Consider the following 21,571-nt stretch of genomic DNA (forward strand, 5'->3'; position numbering starts at 1 on the left):
CGGGCTGACGAGGTTTTCAATGTCTGACGAAGCACGATTGGCCGCGGATTGGCAGGCAGATCTTCAACTGATCCGCACCGCCGCGGTCGCGGCCGGGCAAACGGCGCTCGGCTACTTTCGCAAGAGCCCGGATGTGCGTTGGAAGAACGAGGGCCGATCGCCGGTAAGCGAGGCGGATCTCGCGGCCAACGATGTGCTGAAAACGCGGCTGCTTTCAGCCAGACCGGACTACGGCTGGCTGTCGGAGGAGACCGACGACGACCTCAGCCGTCTGTCGCGCGAGACGGCCTTCGTGATCGATCCGATCGATGGCACCCGCGCCTTCATCGGCGGCAAGGAGCTCTGGTGCGTCAGCGTCGCCGTCGTTCATCGTGGAGAACCCGTTGCCGGCGTGCTCTATGCGCCGGCGCTCGACGAACTCTTCGAGGCTGTGGCTGGCGGCCCGGCGCTGAAGAACGGTGCGCCGATATCTGTGCGGGAGGCAAAGGCCGGCGATACGCTGCATCTTGCCGCTGCCGAGGACACGATCGCCAAATTCGCGTCTGTCTATGCCACGCCTGTCGTGCGTGTGCCGCACGTGCCGTCGCTGGCCTATCGCCTGGCGATGGTGGCCGACGCGCGGATCGACGGCACGCTGGTCAAAAGGAATGCCCATGACTGGGATCTGGCCGCGGCCGATCTCATTCTGGCGCAGGCTGGCGGCAGGCTCGCGGACCTCTCGGGAGCCCCCCTGTCCTACAATCGCCCCGAAGTTGTGCATGGGGTTCTGTGCGCTGCTGCAAGGCCCGTATTGCCGGGGTTGATTGCCGCTTCGCGGACCTTGGAGCCCCATTGACCTTTGGGGCCGAATGCCTCAAACCAACGCCCATACCCAAAAAGAAAAAATGGAATTCCGATGGCTCACGACACCGAGAAAAAACAACGTCTGCATCTCGTCTTCGGCGGCGAACTCACCACGCTGACGGATGTTCACTTCCGCGACCTGGACAAGCTCGATATCGTTGGCATTTACCCGGACTACGACAGCGCGCTCACCGCCTGGAAATCCAAGGCGCAGATGACCGTCGACAACGCGCACATGCGTTATTTCATCGTCCACATGCATCGTCTGCTTGACCCGGAAAACGGCTGATGCCGATGCGGTCGGGATGCGCGGGGCATAGCCGCGCGCCGGTTCCGAGTGAATTTCCGCTGACCCAGGTCGTAGGGGACGGTGCCTCGTCATGAGCAGCTTTCGCGCCCGCCTTGCGCTTTCCAGCTATCGCTGGATCGGCTCGGCAATCTACCCATTGGTCTGGTCCTACCTTGCCATTCGCGCCGCGAAGGGCAAGGAGGATCCCGCCCGCCGGCGCGAGCGCTATGGCCATGCCAGCGCACCGCGACCCCAGGGACCGCTCGTCTGGTTCCACGCCGCAAGCGTCGGCGAGACCAATGCGGTCATCCCGCTGATCAAGGAAATCCGCCGCCGTGGCATCCACGTGGTCCTGACCACGGGCACGATGACATCGGCGCGGGTGGTCGGCGAGCGTCTCGGCACGTCGGTGATCCATCAGTATGTCCCGCTTGACTTCAAGCCGGCCGTCAGCCGGTTCTTAAGCTATTGGGAGCCAGATCTCGCGATCATCGCCGAGTCCGAAATCTGGCCGATGACCATTCTCGAACTCGGCCGCCGCCACATTCCGCAGGTTCTCGTCAACGGCCGGCTGTCCGACAGGACCTTCGCCCGCTGGAAGCGCCGGCCTGCGCTTGCCGATGCGCTGTTTGAAAACCTGGCACTGGTGATTGCCCAGTCGGATGTCGATGCGGAGCGCTTCCGCACGCTCGGTGCATTGCCGGTGATGGTCTCGGGCAACCTCAAGGTTGATACCGACGCTCCGCCCTACGATCCGCAGGTGCTCAAGGAGTACCGGCAGCAGATCGGCGCGCGCAAGACCTGGGCCGCGATCTCGACCTTCGACGGCGAGGAGAATGCGGCCGGCGTCGTGCATCGGGCGCTGAAGGAGCGGACGGGTCTTCTGACGATCATCGTGCCGCGCCATCCGGATCGCAGCGACGCGATCGAAGCGGCGCTGACTGCCAAGGGGCTGAAGGTCGCACGCCGCACGCGGCGCGACCCGCTGACGCCCGACGTCGATATCTTCCTCGGCGATACGATCGGCGAGATGGGGCTGTATCTCCGGCTGACCGAAGTCGCCTTTGTCGGCCGCTCGCTGTTTGCCGAAGGCGGCCAGAACCCGCTCGAGCCGGCCATGCTCGGCTGCGCGGTGCTGTCGGGCGGCAATGTCCAGAATTTCCGCGAGACCTACCAGACGCTCGCCAAGAACGGCAGCGCCAAAATCGTGCGCGATGTCGAGATGCTGGCCAAGGGCGTCAATTATCTGCTCGCCAACGACGACATGCGTCGCTCGATGATCGATGCCGGCCTTGAAACCGTGCAAGAGATGCGCGGCGCCCTCTCGGCGACGATGAAGGGGCTTGAGCCCTACATCAATCCGCTGATTGTCAAGGCGCGCCTCAACCCGCCTTCCGAAAACTGACTTCGACGAGACGAGCCCTGCCATGACCGCATCGAACGCCATTGCCGGTATCCTTTTCGACAAGGACGGAACCTTGCTCGATTACGCCAAGAGCTGGGTGCCGGTGAACTACGAGCTGGCGCGGATCGCGGCCAAGGGCGACGAGGCCTTGGCGCGCACGCTGCTGAAGGCTGGTGGCATGGATGCCGACACCGGTCACGTGCTGCCCGACAGCCTGCTTGCCGCCGGCAATACCGTCGAGATCGCAACCGGTTTCGTCGCCGCCGGCGCACCGTTCACCGTCGCAGAGCTGACGACGCTGCTTGATGGGCTGTTTGCGCGCTCGGCCGAATATGCGGTGCCGGTCACCGATCTCGGCGCTTTCTTCGCCGGCCTGCACGCCAAGGGCTATCGCCTCGGCGTTGCCTCCAGCGACAATGAAAGATCGATCCGCGAGACGGCCAGGCGTTTCGGCTTCGACGGCTACCTGCACTACGTTGCGGGCTATGACAGCGGCTACGGCGTCAAGCCGGAGCCGGGCATGGTGCTCGGGTTCTGTGCCGCGACCGGCCTTGATCCGCGCCAGGTCGTCGTCGTCGGCGACAACAATCACGACATGCACATGGGCCGCAGCGCCGGCGTCGGCATGACGGTCGCTGTGCTGACGGGAACCGGTTCGCGCCAGTCGCTGGCCGCCGCCTCCGACCATTGCCTCGCCGACATCACCGAGCTTGAGGCCGTCCTTTAGGGCACAACCGGGCAGGAATGGGCGCGCTGCGCACCACCGCCTTCCGTCTCGTGTCGGCATTTGTCGGGTTCTGTGCTCACAGCGCAGCCTATCGGCTTCGATAGCTTGCGTTTTTTCGTGTTCTGCCGTTTTTTGTGGCAGCTGCCGGATCCGGTCCGGCGGCCCTCAGCAACCGTCCGTCCCTTGAGGAAGGACATCAGCGGCCGGGAGGCCAGGGAACGAAGATGGTTTCGGAAGCGCCGCCATTCTGGTGGACCAAGGCGGATTGGCGCGCCCGCGCCCTGTGGCCGTTTTCATTGCTTTATGGACGTATCGCCGGCATGCGCATGGACCGCAGCCGGCGCGCATCGGTTCCCGTTCCGGTCATCTGCATCGGCAATTTCACGGTCGGCGGCGCCGGCAAGACGCCGACGGCCATCGCCCTTGCCCGCGCCATCACCAAGAAGGGGCTGAAACCCGGCTTCCTCAGCCGCGGATATGGCGGTTCGCTCGACGTGACGACGGTCGTGGACATCGAGCACCATCGCGCCCGCGATGTCGGTGACGAGCCGCTGCTTCTTGCGCGCGAGGCGCTGACCGTGGTGTGCCGCCGCCGCGTCGACGGCGCCCGCCGCCTGGTCAAGGAAGGCGTCGACATCATCATCATGGACGACGGTTTCCAGAGCGCGCGGCTCGCCTTCGATTTCGCTCTTCTGGTGATCGATTCCCGCCGTGGCATCGGCAACGGATATCTGGTGCCGGCAGGCCCGGTGCGCGCGCCGCTTCAAACCCAGCTCCGCCATGCAACAGCCCTGTTGAAAATCGGCGGCGGTACCGAGGCCGACCCGCTGATCCGCCGGGCGGCGCGCGCCGGCAAGCAGATCTACGAGGCGGATGTCGTAAAGCTCGACGACGGATCGCTCGCTGGCGTCAAGGTGCTCGCCTGGGCCGGCATCGCCGACCCGGAAAAGTTCTATCGCACCGTGCGCGAGACCGGCGCTGAGATCGCGGAAACCCGCAGCTTTGCCGATCACCACCATTTTTCCGACGACGAGATCGGTGATCTGCTCGACAGCGCGAAAGCCCTCGGCGCGACACTTGTCACCACCGCCAAGGACATGGTGCGGCTGGAACCGGGTCACGGGCGGTCAGCCGAGCTCGCATCGGCGAGCAAGGTCATCGAGATCGACGTGCGCTTCGATGACCCCTCGGCACCCCTGAAGATCATCGAGACGGCACTGGCGGCTGCACGCGTGCGGAAGCTGCGCGAAGGCGCAGACACTAGGGCGCGTATCGGCCGTGAAGAAAAGAAGCCGGGCTGAGCGCCTATTGCGCAATCCCGGACGGAACACCGTTGGACACTTTTGCTGGAGGTGTTCTAGCGGCGCTGGTTCGGAAGCGCGCCTGCGCGTTTTTCCGCTTCGAGCGAGGCTTCGGCATCGACATAGGCCTCCTGCCGGGCGACGCTCCAGTAGCGCAATTCATCGACGGGGATGACCTTGCCGGTCATCGCGCAGATCACATGCGAGCCGGCAAGCACGATCTGGAAGTCGCCGTCGAGGTAACGGATCTTCGCTTCGCGCGAGGTGCTTCCTTCAAACCGGTTCATCATGCTTGGCGCCTTTTTCCGTCTTTCTTTTGCGTGTCTCTCTGGTCTAGCTCGCGACTGGGCAAAATGCCAGTCGCATTTCGCGGCGTCGGCCCGATCAGCTCCTGCCGAACAGCCGCTCGATGTCGGAAAGCTTGAGCTCGATATAGGTCGGCCGTCCATGGTTGCACTGGCCTGAGCCGGGGGTCGCCTCCATCTGCCGGAGCAGCGCATTCATTTCCTCCGTGCGCATGCGCCGCCCGGAACGGACTGATCCGTGGCAGGCCATGGTCGCTGCCAGATACTCGAGACGGCTCGTCAGCCCGCTTGCCGTATCCCATTCGGCAAGCTCGTCGGCAAGCTGGCGCACCAGCCCGACGGCATCCATTTCACCGAGCATCGCCGGCGTCTCGCGCACGGCAATCGCACCGGGGCCGAAGCGCTCGATGGCGAGGCCAAGGCGGGAAAATTCGTCGGCATGCGCCATCAGCCGGTCGCAATCGTCTTCGGGAAGGTCGACGATTTCCGGGATCAGCAGCGCCTGGGCGGCGACCGGCCGCGAATGCAGCGCCGTGCGCATCGCCTCGAACACCAGCCGCTCGTGGGCGGCGTGCTGGTCGACGATGACGAGGCCGTCATTGGTCTGGGCGACGATGTAGTTTTCATGCAGCTGGGCGCGGACGGCGCCGAGCGGGAAGGTCTGAGGCTGCGGTGCTTCCGGTGCCTCGGCTGCCGGCGCCGCCCGCTCGAACGGGGTGGCGATGCGCGCCGAAGGGGCCGAGAAGGCGGCAAAGCTTGCCTGCGGCGGTTCCGCAAGCGTGCGAAGCATGCTGTCGAACTGTGCCGGCCGGGACGGGGACGTCTCGGCGCTCCAGGGCTGCGGGCGGTAATCGCCCGAGCGGAAGGCCTGCATCATGCCGCGCGCGCCTGTGGTCGCGGCCCGGTCGCCCTCCCGCGTCAGGGCTTGACGGATCGCGCCGATGATCAGCCCGCGGATAAGGCCGGGATCGCGAAAGCGAACGTCGGACTTTGCCGGATGCACGTTGACGTCGACGAGCGTCGGATCGAGCGTGATCGACAGCACCGCCACCGGGTATCGGCCGCTCGGGATCGTCTCGGAATAGGCGGCGCGGATCGCCGACAGCAGCATCTTGTCCTGCACCGGACGGCCGTTGACGAAGATGTACTGCTGCAGCGAGTTGCCGCGATTGTAGGTCGGCACCCCGGCAAAGCCGGTCAGTTCGACATCCTCCCGCGCCGCGTCGATCTCGATCGCATTGTCGCGGAAATCCTTGCCGAGCACCTGCGCCATGCGCGCCAGCCGGTCGTCGCCGGTGGCCGGGAATTCGAGCGTCGAGCGGTCGCTGCCTGACAGCACGAAACGCACCGCCGGGAAGGCGATCGCCATGCGGCGCACGACCTCGGAGATCGCTGCCGCTTCGGCCTTCTCGGTCTTCATGAATTTCAGCCGCGCCGGGGTGGCGAAGAAGAGGTCGCGGACCTCGACGACGGTACCGGTGTTGGCGGGCGAAGGGCGGACAGCGTCGGTCTTGCCGCCGGCGATGGCAATGATCGCGCCCTCGCTCGCGCCGGCCGTCCGGGTGGTGATCGAAAGGCGGGCGACCGAGCCGATCGAGGGCAGCGCCTCGCCGCGAAAGCCGAGGGTGCGGATGTCGAACAGACTGTTGTCGAGCTTCGAGGTGCAGTGGCGGCGGACTGCCAGCTCAAGATCGGTCGGCGTCATGCCCGAGCCGTTGTCGGTGACGCGCAGCAGCGTCTTGCCGCCGCCAGCCGTCGCGATCTCGATGCGGGTCGCGCCGGCATCGAGCGCATTCTCGATCAGTTCCTTGGCGGCACTGGCCGGGCGTTCGATCACTTCGCCGGCGGCGATCTGGTTGATGAGGGTCTCTGAAAGCTGCTTGATGGCCATGGCCGCATTTTCCGGGATTCGGCTGAGAAACGGAAGGGGGCATGACGGCTCGTCCCCTGTCTCCCGCGTCGCGCTTCAGGGAGACCAGAAAAATGCGCCGAGGGTTTAATGGCCCCTTAACACTCTGCTGCGATTTTCCACAACAACCTGAATGATCACGGGTTTTGTCTTTTGAGCTTTGCGGCGTAGCTGGACGCCGTACTCCCAGCGCTCGAAGAGACGGCCGCCAAGGCCATCCCAGCATGTCCCGAAATGAAACCGCCGCTACGCCCGCGTGTCCTAGCCGATGCGAAACCTGGGCTTGTAGCACTCTGATTGGCTGCATGTTTCATCCTCAAATCGGAGACGATTGAAGCGAACCTGCGGTAGGCGAGTGAGGACAGCGCAATGAACGATGGGGCGCCAAACGGCGCGGACATCAACAGGGTCATTCTTGAGTCGAGCTGCGATGCGCTCGGCATCGCTGTGCTTGTCTGCAGTCGGGACGATGTCATTCTTTTCGCCAGCCGCACGATGCTGCAGTATTTTCCGGTTCCGCCGGAAGCGCTGATGCCCGGCGCCCGGCTCAGGGATTTTCTCGGCGCCGTCTACGATACCGGCGTGCGTCCAGGCACGGTTCCCGAAAGCAGCCGCCGGCGCACCAACCGCGAGGACTGGATCGCCGAGCATATGGCGCTGCACTGGCGCGAGCGCTACGAGAGCGTCGAGCGCGCCGGCCGCACGCGCTGGGTCTCCATGCGCAAGCGCCGCCTGTCGAGCGGCATGGGCATCCTGTCGATCAGCGACGTCTCCGACCAGAAAAAGCGCGACGAACAGCTGCAGACGGACCTCGAGCGAGTGGAGCTCACCGAGGAAATCCTCGACGCCCAGCCCAATCCCATCTGCGTCAAGGACCGCAACCTAAACTACATCGCCGTCAACAAGGCCTTCTGCCTGATCCACGACCTGCCGCAGGACGGCATTCTCGGTCGCTCGGCCTGGGACCTGGTCGAAAGCGACCTGGCGGAGCGCTTCGAACAGTCGGACCGGATGGTGCTGGAGACCGGCAAGCCGCATTCGCAGGCCGAGCACATCGTGCGGGCCGACGGCAGCGATCTCTGGGTGTTGACGCGCAAGTACCGCGTCGGCATGCCCGGCCGCCATTTCGTCGTCACCTGCATGAATGACGTGACAGACATCGCCGTCTGGTATCAGGGCAGCGATGGGGCGCCGGTCGAAGCCGGACTGCAGATCAGCGACTACAGCATCTTCGCAGCGGCACAGAATTTCTACGATCCGTTCCGGGCCCTGAACGTCCAGCAGCTCGTCGAGGCCGGATCGATGATCGAGACGCTGCCTGCGCGCGGGCTGCGGGTGCTGCTCGCGACGGATGACCGGGCGATGGAAGAACGCCTTGTCGCACGCCTTCGCGGCTCCGGCCACGACGCCTGCGCCGTGCGCGACGCCGATGAGCTCGGCGCCTTCGGCTTGGCCATCGAGCAGGCCGGGCTGAAGCTCGATATTCTCCTGCTCGATACGGCCTTCCCGGAGCGGCAGGCGATCACCACCGCCTGGCGGGACTGCCCGGTTCTTGCGGTGTCTTCCGGACAGGACGGTGCCGCCGTGCTTGCCGAGGTGTTTCGCGTCTGCTCCGAGCGCGCGTCGATGCCGTCGGGGCAGCCGCAGCCGGAATGGTCGCTGTCCTTCGAGGCCGAGGAAATCGCCGCGCCACCGCCGGCGTCCCAGGTCGACGTGCTCGTCGCCGAGGACAACCAGATCAACCAGTTCGTGTTCACCCAGATCCTCGAGGGGCTCGGGGTTTCGCACCGGATCGCCGCCAACGGACGCGAGGCGGTCGAACTCTGGCACGAGCTGCAACCCGCGCTCGTTCTGATGGACGTGTCGATGCCCGTCATGAACGGGTTCGACGCCACCGTCGCCATTCGCGCCGCCGAGAAGGCGCGCGGCCAGAAAACGCCGATTGTCGGGGTGACCGCCCAGGCGCTCGATATCGATCTGCACCAATGCAAGACGTCGGGCATGGACGACCACATCATGAAGCCGGTGAGCCCTGATATGATCGAGGCGGTTCTGAGAAAATACATGCCGGTGAAGGCGATACGAACGGCAGGTTGAGTGAAAGACGTGTCAACTCGCTAGAATTGGGGAGGCTAATGGCAAATATTGGTGCGGGGCGATATCGGATTGTTAACCGCCGATTGCGATCGTCTGCTCCGAATTGCCGCTAAAGTGTAGAGCCTCATCCGTATGCATCGCGCCCACCTCGTCGCCCAAGCCCCGGCCGTGTCGGAACGACACCACCGGTTTGCGTCTTGGCGCGGGCTTGCGCGGATGACGGAGCCGTTCTTTCAGACGCTGCCGCAAACGGGTGGAGGGTGGCGATGATGATCGCGGAGATGCCGCATCGCCGTATCGGCCTTGAGATGCCGGCCGTGAGGGCCGACATCGACCCGCTGACGGGGCTCGGCAATGCCATCTGCCTGCGCCAGAGCGTCATTGACCTTGCCCAGGAACGCGCCAGCGATCCGGCTCCCTTTACCATCGGCCTTGCCAATATCGACGGATTCAAGCCGATCAACGATCTGTTCGGGCCGGCGGCCGGCGACGAGATCCTTTGCCAGGTGGCCTATCGGCTGCAGGCCTGCGCGCCCGAGGGCGCGACGATCACCCGGACCGAAAACGACCAGTTCGCCTTTGTCCTGCCGCTTATCTTCGAGCGCAAGGGTGCGGAAAAGATCGGACAGATGCTGAAGGAGGTGCTGTCGGCCCCCTTCGACCTCGGCGACCGCCACGTTCGCCTTTCCGCCTCCTTCGGCTTTGCCGTCTATCCGTTTGCGGGCGAGGTTTTCGACGATCTCTTGAAAAGCGCCGACACCGCGCTTTATCGCTCCAAGCGCCGCGGTCGCGGGCAGGTTACCGTCTATTCGCAGGAAATCGCCCAGGAGATGAAGCGCGCCACGCAGCTGGAACAGGCGCTGCGCAACGCCATCATCGCCAACGAAGTCGACGTGCATTTCCAGCCGATCGTCGACCTGCGCAACGACGCGGTTGTCGGCTTCGAGGCGCTGGCGCGCTGGTGCGACGCGGACCTTGGCTACGTTTCTCCGGCGGTCTTCGTGCCGCTGGCCGAGGAGCGCGGCTTCATCGAACAGCTCGCCGATGTCCTGCTGCGCAAGGCAGCCCATGCGGCGTTGTCCTGGCCGAAGGAGCTCTTCCTTTCCTTCAACCTGTCTTCGGCGCAACTGATGGATCCGGCCACCAGCCGGCGCCTTCTGTCGATTATCGGCCAGATCGGTCTTGACCCGCGACGGCTCGAACTCGAGATCACGGAAACGGCCGTGATGGCCGATGCCGACATTGCCCAGAAGATCGTTTCGGAGCTGCGCGCAGCCGGCGTCCGCGTCTCGCTCGACGATTTCGGCACCGGCCAGTCGAGCCTTGGCCGGCTCAGGGATTTCTCCTTCGACAAGGTCAAGATCGACAGGGCCTTCGTCTCGCGCATCTCCGCCGACCGCGCCTCAGAGCACATCATCAAGGCGATCGTCTCGATGTGCGAGGGGCTGGAGCTGGAAGTCGTTGCCGAAGGCATCGAGGATTTCTCCGAAGCGTTGAAACTGAAGGCGCTCGGATGCGGCATGGGGCAGGGCTATTTCTATGGCAAGCCCGCCGACGCCGTGGCGACGATGCGCTACCTTGCCGATCGTTATCGCGACCTGCCGGGGCAGGCGTGATTCACGCCAAGGCTGCCCCGCCTGACAGGACCGCACGGTCGCACTTGCCTTCCTCCACCAGCCAGTCCCGAACCCGCTTCGCCTGCGCGTTGAGTTCGCGCGAGCGCGGCCAGACGACGTAGAAGGCAAGGCCGGTCTTCAGCACGTGTCCACCGACCGGCACCAGTGTGCCGGAGCCGATCTGCCTCTGGATCAGATGCTCCCATCCAAGCGCCACCCCTTCGCCTGACAGCACCGCCTGGATCACCAGCACGTAGTCGTTGATCGAGAGCCGCCGCGCCTGTTTCGGATAGGCAAGGCCGGCGCTCGCAAACCATTCCGTCCAGTCGCAGGCGCGCCGGACCGGTTCCTCGAGGTGAATGAGATTGTGCCCAAGCAGATCCGCCGCCGTTTTCGGCAGTCCGTGTTCGTCGATATAGGCGGGGGTGGCGACCGCATTGACGACCTCGTCGGCGAGGAGGGCGGCGTGGTAGCGCGGCCAATGGCCGGGGTCGCCGCCACGGATGCCGAGCGGGATCGGCTCATCCTCCAGATCGAGATCGCGCACGCTGGTCTGGATTCTGAGATCGATCTCCGGCAGGTCCTCGCGCATGCGGTTGAGGCGCGGCAGCATCCACATCGAGGCAAAGGCGGTGGACGCGGCAAGCGTCACGTTGGTCTCTCGGCCCTTGGCACGAATGTCCTCGGCCGACTTCTGAATGCGCGAGAGACCGACCGACACGTCGGCATGGAATTTCTCGCCGGCCTCCGTCAGTTCCACCGCCCGATGCACCCGGTGGAACAGCGGGACGCCCAGCTGCTCCTCAAGGCCGCGGATCGCATAGGAGACCGCAGCCTGGGTCATGCCGAGCTCGTTGGCCGCACGGGTGAAGTTCTGGTGGCGGCCGGCCGCCTCGAAAACGATGAGGCTTGCGGCGGAAGGAAGCAGTCGGCGCAGGTTTTCCATAAATCAAGCTTATTGCATGGATCGAATTTTTCCAGCGTTACAGCGATAGTTTTCGCTCATAGCATCATCTCAGATGATGGGAGGACGCGACGATGGATACGGCTTTGGCAGCAGGCGAGGCGGCACCGAGACGGACGCGTGGCGCACGGCCGCACCGGCGCGACGGAGCGGGCCGCAGCCTCGGCGTTCCCTATATCATAAGAAACATCCCGACCTATGACATCCTCGGCGAAGAAAGCCTGCTGCGGATCGAGGCGATCGCCGACCGCATTCTCTCGGAAGTCGGCATCGAGTTTCGCGACGACACGGTCGCGCTTGATCATTGGCGACGCGCTGGCGCCAAAGTGGAAGGCCTGCGCGTGACCTTCGAGCCCGGGATGCTGAAGGAAATCGTGGCCTCCGCGCCACGGCAGTTCACCCAGCACGCCCGCAATCCGGCGCGAAACGTCGAGATCGGCGGCAAGAACGTCGTCTTCTCGCCGGCCTATGGATCGCCCTTCGTCATGGATCTCGACAAGGGCAGGCGCTACGGTACGATCGAGGACTTTCGCAACCTGATCAAGCTCGCGCAGTCGAGCCCGTGGCTGCACCATTCCGGCGGCACGATCTGCGAGCCGTGCGATGTGCCCGTCAACAAGCGCCACCTCGACATGGTCTACAGCCATATCAGATACTCCGACCGTGCCTTCATGGGCTCGATCACCGCCGAAGAGCGGGCAGAAGATTCGATCGAGATGGCGCGCATCCTCTTCGGCCGCGATTTCGTGGACCAGAACTGCGTCATCCTCGGCAACGTCAACGTCAACTCGCCGCTGGTCTGGGACGGGACGATGACGAAATCGCTGCGCGCCTATGCGCGGGCGAACCAGGCAGCGGTCATCGTGCCCTTCATTCTCGGCGGCGCCATGGGGCCGGTCACCAATGCCGGGGCGATCGCCCAATCCTACGCTGAGACGCTGGCCGGCTGCGCACTCACGCAGCTCGAGCGCAAGGGTGCTCCCGTCATCTTCGGCAATTTCCTGTCGTCGATGTCGCTCAGGTCGGGCTCGCCGACCTTCGGCACCCCGGAGCCGGCGATCGGCAGCATGGTGGTCGGCCAGCTGGCGCGTCGGCTCGGCCTGCCGCTGCGCTGCGCCGGCAATTTTTCCAACTCCAAGCTGCCGGACGCCCAGGCGATGCAGGAGGGCGCGATGTCGATGCTGTCGGCGGTGCATTGCGGCGCCAACTTCATCCTGCACTCGGCCGGTTTCGTCGACGGGCTGCTGGCCATGTCCTACGAGAAATTCGTCATGGACACCGATTTCTGCGGTGCGCTGCATTCCTACCTCGCCGGCGTCGTCGTCGACGACAACACGCTGGCCATGGATGCGTTCCTGCAGGTCGGTCCCGGCAGCCATTTCCTTGGCTGCGACCACACCATGCGCAACTACCAGACGGCGTTCTGGGATTCAGGCCTTTCCGACAACGAGCCCTTCGAGAAATGGGTCGAGCAAGGCGAGACCGATATGGCGACCCGCGCCAACCGCGCCTGGAAGAAGACGCTTGCCGAATACGAAGCGCCGCCTTTGGATGTGGCGATCGACGAGGCTCTGGTCGACTATGTCACGCAGCGCAAGCAGAGCATGGCGGATGCCTGGTACTGACGATAGGGCCACGGTCCGCCGCGCTCCAGAAAACAGGAAATGACCTTGTCGGAAGACCCGCTGCTCCAGCAGTAGCGTCTGACGCTCAAGAACCGGATCATGTCGACGGCCGCATTTGCGATGCCGTCTCCAGCCGCAACATCCATGCGGGGATCTACGACGCATTGCGCTCCTGCGTATTGTTTTGACATTGGGACTACGCACTCCGCCAAGCGCGCAAATGTCGTCGCGCAATGCGAAACTTGGGATGCCCGGCGACGCGCACAAATAACGAAAGCGGCGGTGCCGGGCACCGCCGCTCGCTGGAAGGCGTACTGAAAAGCCTGATCACAGATTACTGCTGCGGCTGTTCGGTACCCTGCTGCATCGGCTGTGCCGGTGCAGTGGTCGTGGTCGACGACGTGGTCGACGTATCGACCGGCTGGGCGGCGTTCTGCTCGGCCACCTGCTGCGACTTCGTCTTGAATTCGGGAGCCGTCTTCAGCGTGTCGGCGGTCTCCGTTGTCGTCAGCTTCAGATCGTCGGTATTGGGCTGCTCGGCGATCGCGATGCGGTCAAACGGCACGGCGACGTTCTTTTCACCGAGGCCGAGGAAACCACCGACGCCGATCACCGCGGCTTCCACACCGCCATCCTTCTTCATGATCAGGTCGTTGATCTCGCCGATACGCTCGTCGCCGGCGTTATAAACGCTCTGGCCGATATAGGTGCTGGCGGCGATCTGGTCGCTGGCCTGTTCGGTCAGGTATGTGCCGCTCGCAGCGGCGGTATCGGTCGGCGCCTCTTCGCTGATCGGCGGCTTGGTCTGAGCCTGATCGGCCGGCGCTTCGCTACCGGGAGCCGGCTGCATCGTCTGCGTCTGCGGGTCCATCGGTTTGGTCGCATCCTGCGAGAAAGCCACCGGGGCGACAGCAAGGCCTGCGAGAAGTGCGCCGGCCGCGACGGTCGTTGCGAATTTCTTGGTCATGTCAAACTGCCTTTCCTTGACGTGGTCGATCAAGGCGCGGTTCTGGCTGTTGCTGCCAGCGTCACCGCACCGGTGATACTGTCCAAACGCCCGGATGCAGGAACGGTTCCGAAAAAAATAGTCGAAAATTCAGCGGCGAAGGCGCAATGGCGCCCAATACGACATCAATCCGCGACAATGCTAAAGAATGTCTGCGTTGCTTCGTTCAGTATATTATATGCTTCTCAATATCGTGTTTTAGTAGTTTATAATCAACTTCCGTTCGTTCATCGATTTTTGATTGTTCTTGCCGATACTTATTGAAGGGAGGAAATAGCGCAGTGCTTCTTCATCCTGTTGTCCCTGGATGGTTCACGATGTTTCTGCCGCGGCGCTTTCTCTCCATTTCCCTTCTGTCCGTTTTCGCCATGGCCGGCTTGGTCCTGATCGAGCGCAACCTCTTTGGCGTGCGCTATTTTTCGGAGCGGGCGCCTGAGGTCGAATTCTATAATCTCTGGCATGCCTTGGTGGCGCTCAGCCTCTCGCTCGCCGTCGTCCAGGGTTTTACCCGTGATGTCGCAGGCTTAGGGGCGCCAGTGCTTCGCCTGGCGTCGCGCCGGGAGCTTTCGATCTGTAGCGTCGCCTGGGCGCTCGCCATCGCCATGGCGTTGCTTTTCGTCGCCGATCCTCTCGATTTCAGCCTGATGGCGCGCGAGGACAGCCTCGTCGAATGGACGTCGGCAGTGCTGATCTTTGTCGCTTGCGGGTTCCTTGCCGCCGCCGCCGTCCATCAGCTGAGCGCTGCCCGTTCCGGCGAGGGGCGTTCGGCATGGGTCGCCGCGGGTGCCGCTGCACTCTTTGCCGCTGGCTTCTTCGTGATCGGAATGGAGGAGATCTCCTGGATGCAGCGCGTCTTCGGCTTTGCGACGCCCGAAGGGCTAATGGCCATCAACAAGCAGCAGGAGCTGAACCTGCACAACATTTCGACCGGCTTGTCCGAGCTGCTCTATTACACCGGCAGCTTCGTGCTGCTGACGCTGGCGCCGTTTCTCTGGCTCTATCTGCGCAAGCGCTTCAATCGTGGGCGGCTTGCCGCCTTTGCCCCGAGTATACTCGTGCTTGTGGCCAGCGCCCCGATGGCCGCCTTCAACAGCGACAACTGGAGCATGCTGCCGACGCAGATGATGGTGATGATGACCGTGATCATGCTGCTGGTGATTGCAGATTCCGCGCTCAGGAGAGGACACTGGCGCGAGTTCATGCTGTTGACGGTCGGCGCCATCCTGATTGTCGGCATCCAGGAACTCTTCGTCCTCAAGGCATCGGAGCTTGTGCGCCTGTGGGATCCGACCGAATACAAGGAGCTCTTTATCGCTCTCGGACTTGCGATCGACGGCTTCGAGACTTGGTCGCGGCTGCGTTCGCCCGCTCGCAAGGTCCTCGTTGAACCTGCCGTGGCCCAAGACGAAAATACCCCGCCACTTGGCGGGGTATTGGAGACTGTCGAACAGCGGCGCCCGGAAGCAGCATAAGGGTCGTCAATGGCTTTCGCGCAGCACTTCGCTGCCGCTGCCGCCGACGAGGAAGTCGAGGTCCGCACCCTTGTCCGCCTGCAGCACCGTGTCCTGGTAGAGCTTGTAGTAGCCGCGCGTCCATTTTTGCGGCGGCGCTTGCCAGGCGGCCATGCGCGCCGCAAACTCGTCGTCGCTGATCATCAGGTTGAGCTCGCCCTTCATCGCATCGAGGCGGATCCGGTCGCCTGTCTTGACGATCGCGAGGGGGCCTCCGGCGTTTGATTCCGGGCTGACATGCAGGACGACGGTTCCAAAGGCGGTGCCGGACATGCGGGCGTCGGAAACGCGCACCATGTCGCGCACGCCCTTTTCCACGAGCCGGCGGGGGATCGGCATGTTGCCGACCTCGGCCATGCCCGGATAGCCCTTGGGGCCGCAACCCTTGAGGACCAGGATAGTATCCTCCGTCACCGGCAGGTCCGGATCGTCGATCTTTTCCTTCAGCTCCTCGATCGTCTCGAACACGTAGGCGGGACCTTCGTGGACCAGGAGGTGCTCGCTCGCCGCCGACGGCTTGATGACGGCGCCGTTCGGCGCAAGGTTGCCCTTGAGCACGCGGATGCCGGCGGCGGCTCTCAGCGGATTGTCGAGCGGACGGATGACGTCGTCGTTGAACACTTCGGCGTCTTCCCAGTATTTGCTGATCGGCATGCCGAAGACCGTCGGTGCATCGGCATGCAAGAGGTGCTGGATGCGGTTCATCACCGCCGGCAGGCCGCCGGCATAGGCAAGATCCTCGATCAGGTACTTGCCCGAAGGCATGCAGTTGACGATGCACGGCACCTGGCTGCCAACCCTGTCGAAGTCCTCGAGACAGAGGTCGACGCCGGCGCGTCCGGCGATCGCCAGCATGTGCACCACCGCGTTGGTCGAGCCGCCGACGGCAGCATTGGCGATGATGCCGTTTTCGAAATTTTTCTTCGTCAGCACCTTCGACAGGCGCAGATCCTCATGCACCATCTCGACGATGCGTTTTCCCGTCATGTGCGACAACGCCATGCGGCGGGCGTCGACGGCGGGAAGGGCGGCATTGGTCGGCAGCGAAAGGCCCATTGCCTCGACGATCGAGGCCATCGTGGTGGCCGTGCCCATGGTCATGCACACGCCCGGCGAGCGCGACATGCCGCTTTCGGCTGCCATGAATTCCTGCATGCTCATTTCGCCGGCGCGCACGGCTTCGGAAAACTTCCAGACGTCCGTGCCCGAACCGATGTCCTTGCCCTTCCACTTGCCGTTCAGCATCGGGCCGGAGGAGACGACGATCGTCGGCAGGTCGACGGAAGCGGCACCCATCAGCTGTCCGGGGGTTGTCTTGTCGCAGCCGCCGAGCAGCACCACACCGTCGATGCCGTAGGCGCGTATCGCTTCCTCGACGTCCATCGCAAGCAGGTTGCGAAACAGCATCGCGGTCGGGCGCATCTGTGTCTCGCCGAGCGAGGATACCGGGAACTCGACCGGAAAACCGCCGGCTTCCCACACGCCGCGCTTCACCCCTTCGGCGAGGATGCGAAGGTGGCTGTTGCAGGGCGTCAGCTCCGACCAGGTGTTGCAGATGCCGATGATCGGCCGGCCGTCGAAGACGTGATCCGGAAAGCCCTGGTTCTTCATCCAGGACCGGTGAATGAACCCGTCCTTGCCGGTGCCGCCGTACCAATGGCGGCTGCGCAGTTCTTTTTTCTTGTCGCTCATGCGAGCTCTCCCTCTCCCAAGCGAAGTATCGCCTGGACGAATTGTATGACTTTTTATTGGCGTTGCGCCAGTGCCTGATTTTTACTCAAAGCCTGAAGGCGGGTTCGAAGCGTCCCTTGACGGTGATGCCAAGGTCGAATGTCTTTCCGGCATGGGGATCAGCGGCGCGCTGCGCCTCATCCATGCCCTGCCAGGCGGAGGTGACCAGCAGCCGGTCGGCCTTGTCGCCGATGAAGGCCGGGCAACTCGTCTGCGTCGCCGGAAGCGCATGGCGGGCGACCAGGCTGCCGTCAGGCGTGTAGATGTCGACGGACCCGGTGCCCCACCGCGCATTCCAGATCAGCCCCTCGGCATCGCACACGGAACCGTCGATGTCGCCCGGATGGGGTTTGCCGTCGATCAGCACGGTCGGCTCGGCTTTCGGCATGCCCGTCGCCGCGTCGAGTTCGACGCGCATCATCTTGTTGACGCGGCTGTCGACGAAATAGCCGGCCGCCCCGTCCGGGGAAAAGCAGATGCTGTTCGGGATGCTGATCCTGTCATAGAGCCTGGTCACTTTCGTGCCGGCCACGTGATAGATCGCGCCGGCCTCATTCTCGGCGCCGCGGCCCATGGTGCCGATCCAGAGGGAGCCCGAGGGGTGGACCCGGCCGTCATTCGAGCGGTTGGCGGGCTTGTCTTCAAGCGTTGCCAACGGGGTCAGCTGGCCGGTTTGCGTGTCGCGCACGAACAATCCCTTGTCCGAAGCGATGAGCTGCCGCGCCGGGTCGATCACCGCAAGCACGCTGCCGAGGAACGGCAGGGCATGGACCGATTTGCGCCCGCTTTCGAGGTGCAGCTCGTGCAGTTCCTGGCCGACGATGTTGAACCACCATGCGGTGCCGGTGGCCGGGTCGAAGGTCGGTCCTTCTCCGAGAGCCGAGACCGCCTCGTCGAGGATGCGGCCGGAAAAAACCTTGGGTTCCATCACGTCACGCTCCAAAAACGCTGTCATAGGCAGAAAGGGTGGCGCGCGCCCGCTCGCCGACTTCGGCAGCACCCATCCCGGGCTTGTAGAGGCTCGAGCCGAGACCGAAGCTGCGGATGCCGGCCTTGGCGTATTCGCCAAAATTCGCGTCGGAAACGCCACCGACCGCGGCAATCTCGAGATCGGGCGGCAGGATGGCGCGAATGGCGGTAATGCCGGCTGGGCCGAGCACGCTTGCCGGGAAGAACTTCAGGCCCGTGGCGCCGGCGGCCGCGGCCGATAGCGCCTCGGTCGGCGTCAGCACGCCCGGCATGGTGACCATGCCCTTTTTCGCCGCAAGCGAGATGACCGCCGGTTCGACATTGGGGCTGACCATCAGCCGGCCGCCGACGTCTGCCAGCTTTTCCACCTGCTCCGTCGTCAGAACCGTGCCGGCGCCGATCAGGCAGTCGGCTGGCGCCATCTTTACCGCCGTCTCGATCGAGCGGAACGGATCGGGAGAGTTCAGCGGAATTTCGATCGCGGTAAAGCCGGCGTCGATGAGGGTGCCGACGACGCCTTCGGTTTCTTCTGGCTTCAGACCGCGCAGGATGGCGATCAGCGGATACTTCATCGGCGGGAAGGGAATGCGGGACATGGTCACTGTCTTTCGTTCAAAGGGGCCAGATGGCCTGAGCGGCGGTCGAAAGGCCGGCGCGGACGGCCGCATCGGCATCGACGACCTTGAGAGAGCAGTCGAGGCTCTTGAGTGCGGCGTGATAGAGCGTGCCGAGCGAGCCGGAGGCGACGAGGCAGATGCTGTCGACCGACCGCGCGGTCGCGAGTGCACCGGCGATTTCGAGGCCGATCAGCGTGCCTGAGATAAGGGCCTTGGCGTCGGTCGCAGTCGCTCCGTGGAGCAACTGTCCGGCGCGCGCGCCGAACAGAAGATTGGTGGCAAGCGCCGGCGTGGTGCGCGCTTCCGCCACGGCTGCGGCAAAGGCTGGGTGGTCACCGGAAAAGGCGTGGGCGTCCGCGATCGAGTGGCTGAGGATCGAGTGCTTCGAGATCACGTCGAACAACTCGCCGGTCATGAAGGTCGAAAAGCCGCTGACCGCACCGTCCTCCAGCCGAACCCATTTGCTGTGGGTCCCCGGCATGCAGACAAGGTGTCTTCCGCGGCCGAGTTCGCCGGCGGCGCCGAGCAATTGCGTTTCTTCGCCGCGCATCACGTCCGGGTGGCGTTTGTCGCGCTGGGCGAGGCCCGGAAGGATCCGGATGTCGCGGTCATGGTCGGTCACGGCTACGGCACGACCGGCGATGTCGCCGAGCGCGGCTGGCGTGTCGAGATAGCCGGCCTCGACCCAGCCCTGTTTCGCGCCCGCCATGCCGCAGATGATCGCAGGCAGATGGCCCGGGGCGTCGACTGCAGCCAGATGCCGCTCGAGGATCGTGCGGAAGCCGGTCTTGTTGGCCGTCGTCATGCCCTCGCCGCTGCGCCGTTCGGCGAGCACCGAGCCATCCTCGCCGATGATCCACAGTCGGAAACTCGTCGTTCCCCAGTCGACCGCGGCATAATAGGCTGCCGTCATCACAATGCGCCTCCATCGATGATCATTGATTGTGCCGTCATGCCCAAGGAGCAGTCGGACGCAAGGAAAAGACAGGGCCCGACGAGATCTTCCGCGGTCAGGCTGCGTTTCAGGCACTGGCGTTCCTGCATTCCGGCGATCGCCGCGTCGCTCAGCCACAGCCGTTTCTGCCGTTCGGTCACGATCATGCCCGGCAGAACCGCGTTGACGCGGATATTGTCGGGGCCGAGCGCGCCGGCAAGCGATTTGGTGAGGCCGACGATGCCCGCCTTTGCCGTGGCGTAGGCCGGGATCTCGCCCATGTTGAGCAGGTACGCGATCGATGAGAAATTGATGATCGAGCCGCCGCCGGCTCGCCGCATGTGTGGTGCTGCGGCCTGGCACATGAAGAAGACATGGCGCAGATTGACGGACTGGCTTTCGTCCCAGCTTGTGTCCGACACCGAGTCCAACGGCTCGCGGTCGTCGCGCGCGGCATTGTTGATCAGCACGTGGATCGCGCCAAGCGACGCTGCGGCGTCTTCCGCGGCCTTGCGCACCGCGTCGACGTCGCGCAGATCGGCGGCAATGTAGTGGGGGGCTACCTTCGTTTGTCCGGCAAGTCTCCCGGACAGTTCGCGGCTTGCCCGCTCGTCGATGTCGACAAAGGCGACCCGCGCGCCCTGGCGTGCGAAAGCCTCGACCAGCGCCGCGCCGATGCCGGAGCCGCCGCCGGTGATCAGGACGCAGCGGTCGGCGAGATCGTGAAACTGTGCACTTGGCACGGACATTGTTCGGTACCCCAGAAACTGCATAACGCAAATTTTTGTGTTCCATTATCTGGAACTTGATTTTATTATATGGAATTATCGCGTCCAGGCGTCTGGCTTGTCAAGATCAAGCGACGGATGCCGCGACGCAGTCTGGCACAAGAGAGCAACGATGAGCGATGATGTGAGCGCGGCAAAGGACCATGCCGCCGGCGAGGCCGGCACAGGGACGCTCGGCAAGGCGATTGCGGTGCTGGAGGCGGTGGTCAACTCGGACGGCCCGCAGCGCTTCACCGATATCCTCGCCCGATCCGGACAGCCCCGCGGCACGCTGCACCGGTTGCTGAGTCACCTCGTCGAAGAGGATCTGCTCGTTCAGCGGCGCGACCTTTCCTATGAGCCCGGCCTGAGGCTGCTGACACTGGCCTATCGCTCCTGGTCGGGCAACCGGTTCCGCGACGTGGCTGAGCCCCATCTTCGGCATCTGCACGAACTGACCGGCGAGACTGTTCACCTCGGCGTGCTCAGACAGGCCGAGATCGTCTACGTCGACAAGGTGGAAAGCCGCCAGACCGTGCGCATGAGTTCGCAGATCGGCAAGGCGTCGCCGGCCTATTGCACCGGCATCGGCAAGGCTGCGCTGTCGCTCCTCGGGCACACGGAACTGGATGAGGTTCTGGCCCGCACCGAGTTTCACGCCTTCACTGCCCATACGCATCGCTCGGCTGCCACCTTGCTTGCGGAGATCGAAGAGATTCGCCGTGAGGGCCATGCCTTCGACCGGGAGGAACATGAAGCGGAGATCCGCTGTGTCGCGGCGCCGATCGCCGTTGCCGGCAGCGAACTGGTGGCCGGGATCTCGGTCACCGGGCCGGCCTACCGGGTCACGATGGAGCAGTTGTCGGCTTGGGCGGCATCGGTTCGGGCGGTCGCCAAGGCGATCGGCGATGAGGCCGCAATCCGCCTTGGACCGGGTCGCGGTGGACCTTGAGTT

The 21,571-nt window shown here is 64.1% G+C and carries 19 protein-coding genes; 10 read left to right on the plus strand and 9 right to left on the minus strand.

Features of this window, described 5'->3' with window-relative positions; translation table 11 throughout:
- Positions 1–19: 19 nt before the first annotated feature.
- From VGO12_RS26700 to lpxK, 5 genes are all read left to right on the plus strand, one after another.
- Positions 20–835, plus strand: coding sequence for a 3'(2'),5'-bisphosphate nucleotidase CysQ (locus tag VGO12_RS26700; RefSeq protein ID WP_327515742.1), 816 nt, complete (start codon positions 20–22; stop codon positions 833–835).
- 60 nt (positions 836–895) lie between these two features.
- Entirely contained in the window at positions 896–1,132 is a 237-nt protein-coding gene (locus VGO12_RS26705) for a DUF4170 domain-containing protein (protein WP_043620984.1), read from the plus strand.
- A gap of 91 nt (positions 1,133–1,223) precedes the next feature.
- The gene (gene waaA / locus VGO12_RS26710) at positions 1,224–2,537 is read left to right on the plus strand and encodes a lipid IV(A) 3-deoxy-D-manno-octulosonic acid transferase (protein WP_327515743.1); all 1,314 of its coding nucleotides are present in this window, start codon (positions 1,224–1,226) and stop codon (positions 2,535–2,537) included.
- A 22-nt stretch (positions 2,538–2,559) separates the two neighbouring features.
- On the plus strand, positions 2,560–3,264 hold the full coding sequence (locus tag VGO12_RS26715; protein ID WP_327515744.1) for an HAD family hydrolase: 705 nt from the start codon (positions 2,560–2,562) through the stop codon (positions 3,262–3,264).
- A 224-nt stretch (positions 3,265–3,488) separates the two neighbouring features.
- Positions 3,489–4,565: a tetraacyldisaccharide 4'-kinase gene (lpxK, locus tag VGO12_RS26720; RefSeq protein ID WP_327515745.1), complete on the plus strand. Its 1,077-nt coding sequence runs from the start codon at positions 3,489–3,491 to the stop codon at positions 4,563–4,565.
- Between the two features lie 56 nt (positions 4,566–4,621).
- Here the strand turns inward: lpxK and VGO12_RS26725 are convergent, their stop codons facing one another.
- Positions 4,622–4,855 (minus strand): DUF2093 domain-containing protein, encoded by a 234-nt coding sequence (locus VGO12_RS26725; protein WP_327515746.1) that lies wholly within the window; start codon positions 4,853–4,855, stop codon positions 4,622–4,624.
- Positions 4,856–4,949: 94 nt separating this feature from the next.
- Positions 4,950–6,761 (minus strand): DNA mismatch repair endonuclease MutL, encoded by a 1,812-nt coding sequence (gene mutL, locus VGO12_RS26730; protein ID WP_327515747.1) that lies wholly within the window; start codon positions 6,759–6,761, stop codon positions 4,950–4,952.
- 387 nt (positions 6,762–7,148) lie between these two features.
- Here mutL and VGO12_RS26735 point away from each other — a divergent pair, with 387 nt between their 5' ends.
- A complete protein-coding gene (locus VGO12_RS26735; protein ID WP_327515748.1) occupies positions 7,149–8,876 on the plus strand; it encodes a response regulator in 1,728 nt (575 codons plus the stop codon).
- A gap of 269 nt (positions 8,877–9,145) precedes the next feature.
- The gene (locus VGO12_RS26740) at positions 9,146–10,492 is read left to right on the plus strand and encodes a putative bifunctional diguanylate cyclase/phosphodiesterase (protein ID WP_414650786.1); all 1,347 of its coding nucleotides are present in this window, start codon (positions 9,146–9,148) and stop codon (positions 10,490–10,492) included.
- A 1-nt stretch (position 10,493) separates the two neighbouring features.
- Here VGO12_RS26740 and VGO12_RS26745 read toward each other — a convergent pair whose 3' ends face one another.
- Entirely contained in the window at positions 10,494–11,438 is a 945-nt protein-coding gene (locus VGO12_RS26745) for a LysR substrate-binding domain-containing protein (protein ID WP_327515749.1), read from the minus strand.
- A 92-nt stretch (positions 11,439–11,530) separates the two neighbouring features.
- Here VGO12_RS26745 and VGO12_RS26750 point away from each other — a divergent pair, with 92 nt between their 5' ends.
- Entirely contained in the window at positions 11,531–13,081 is a 1,551-nt protein-coding gene (locus tag VGO12_RS26750; RefSeq protein WP_327515750.1) for a trimethylamine methyltransferase family protein, read from the plus strand.
- Positions 13,082–13,415: 334 nt separating this feature from the next.
- Here the strand turns inward: VGO12_RS26750 and VGO12_RS26755 are convergent, their stop codons facing one another.
- Entirely contained in the window at positions 13,416–14,048 is a 633-nt protein-coding gene (locus VGO12_RS26755) for a PRC-barrel domain-containing protein (protein ID WP_327515751.1), read from the minus strand.
- 356 nt (positions 14,049–14,404) lie between these two features.
- On the opposite strand from VGO12_RS26755, the gene VGO12_RS26760 reads away from it, so the two are divergent.
- The gene (locus VGO12_RS26760; protein WP_327515752.1) at positions 14,405–15,559 is read left to right on the plus strand and encodes a hypothetical protein; all 1,155 of its coding nucleotides are present in this window, start codon (positions 14,405–14,407) and stop codon (positions 15,557–15,559) included.
- A 6-nt stretch (positions 15,560–15,565) separates the two neighbouring features.
- On the opposite strand, the gene VGO12_RS26765 is transcribed toward VGO12_RS26760, so the two are convergent.
- The 5 genes from VGO12_RS26765 to VGO12_RS26785 all read right to left on the minus strand — a co-directional run bounded on the left by VGO12_RS26765 (position 15,566) and on the right by VGO12_RS26785 (position 20,598).
- Positions 15,566–17,290, minus strand: a complete 1,725-nt coding sequence (locus VGO12_RS26765; RefSeq protein WP_327515753.1) for an IlvD/Edd family dehydratase — start codon at positions 17,288–17,290, stop codon at positions 15,566–15,568.
- Between the two features lie 85 nt (positions 17,291–17,375).
- On the minus strand, positions 17,376–18,257 hold the full coding sequence (locus VGO12_RS26770; protein WP_327515754.1) for an SMP-30/gluconolactonase/LRE family protein: 882 nt from the start codon (positions 18,255–18,257) through the stop codon (positions 17,376–17,378).
- A 4-nt stretch (positions 18,258–18,261) separates the two neighbouring features.
- Positions 18,262–18,894, minus strand: coding sequence for a 2-dehydro-3-deoxy-6-phosphogalactonate aldolase (locus VGO12_RS26775; protein WP_327515755.1), 633 nt, complete (start codon positions 18,892–18,894; stop codon positions 18,262–18,264).
- A 16-nt stretch (positions 18,895–18,910) separates the two neighbouring features.
- A complete protein-coding gene (locus tag VGO12_RS26780) occupies positions 18,911–19,831 on the minus strand; it encodes a 2-dehydro-3-deoxygalactonokinase (RefSeq protein WP_327515756.1) in 921 nt (306 codons plus the stop codon).
- Entirely contained in the window at positions 19,828–20,598 is a 771-nt protein-coding gene (locus VGO12_RS26785) for an SDR family oxidoreductase (protein ID WP_327515757.1), read from the minus strand. Before VGO12_RS26785 ends, VGO12_RS26780 begins: the two co-directional genes overlap by 4 nt.
- Before the next feature lie 151 nt (positions 20,599–20,749).
- Between VGO12_RS26785 and VGO12_RS26790 the strand changes: the two genes are divergently transcribed.
- A complete protein-coding gene (locus VGO12_RS26790) occupies positions 20,750–21,568 on the plus strand; it encodes an IclR family transcriptional regulator (RefSeq protein ID WP_327515758.1) in 819 nt (272 codons plus the stop codon).
- Positions 21,569–21,571: the final 3 nt, after the last annotated feature.

The organism is Ensifer sp., from assembly GCF_035999135.1.
In the GTDB taxonomy this organism is placed as follows: Bacteria; Pseudomonadota; Alphaproteobacteria; order Rhizobiales; family Rhizobiaceae; genus Ensifer.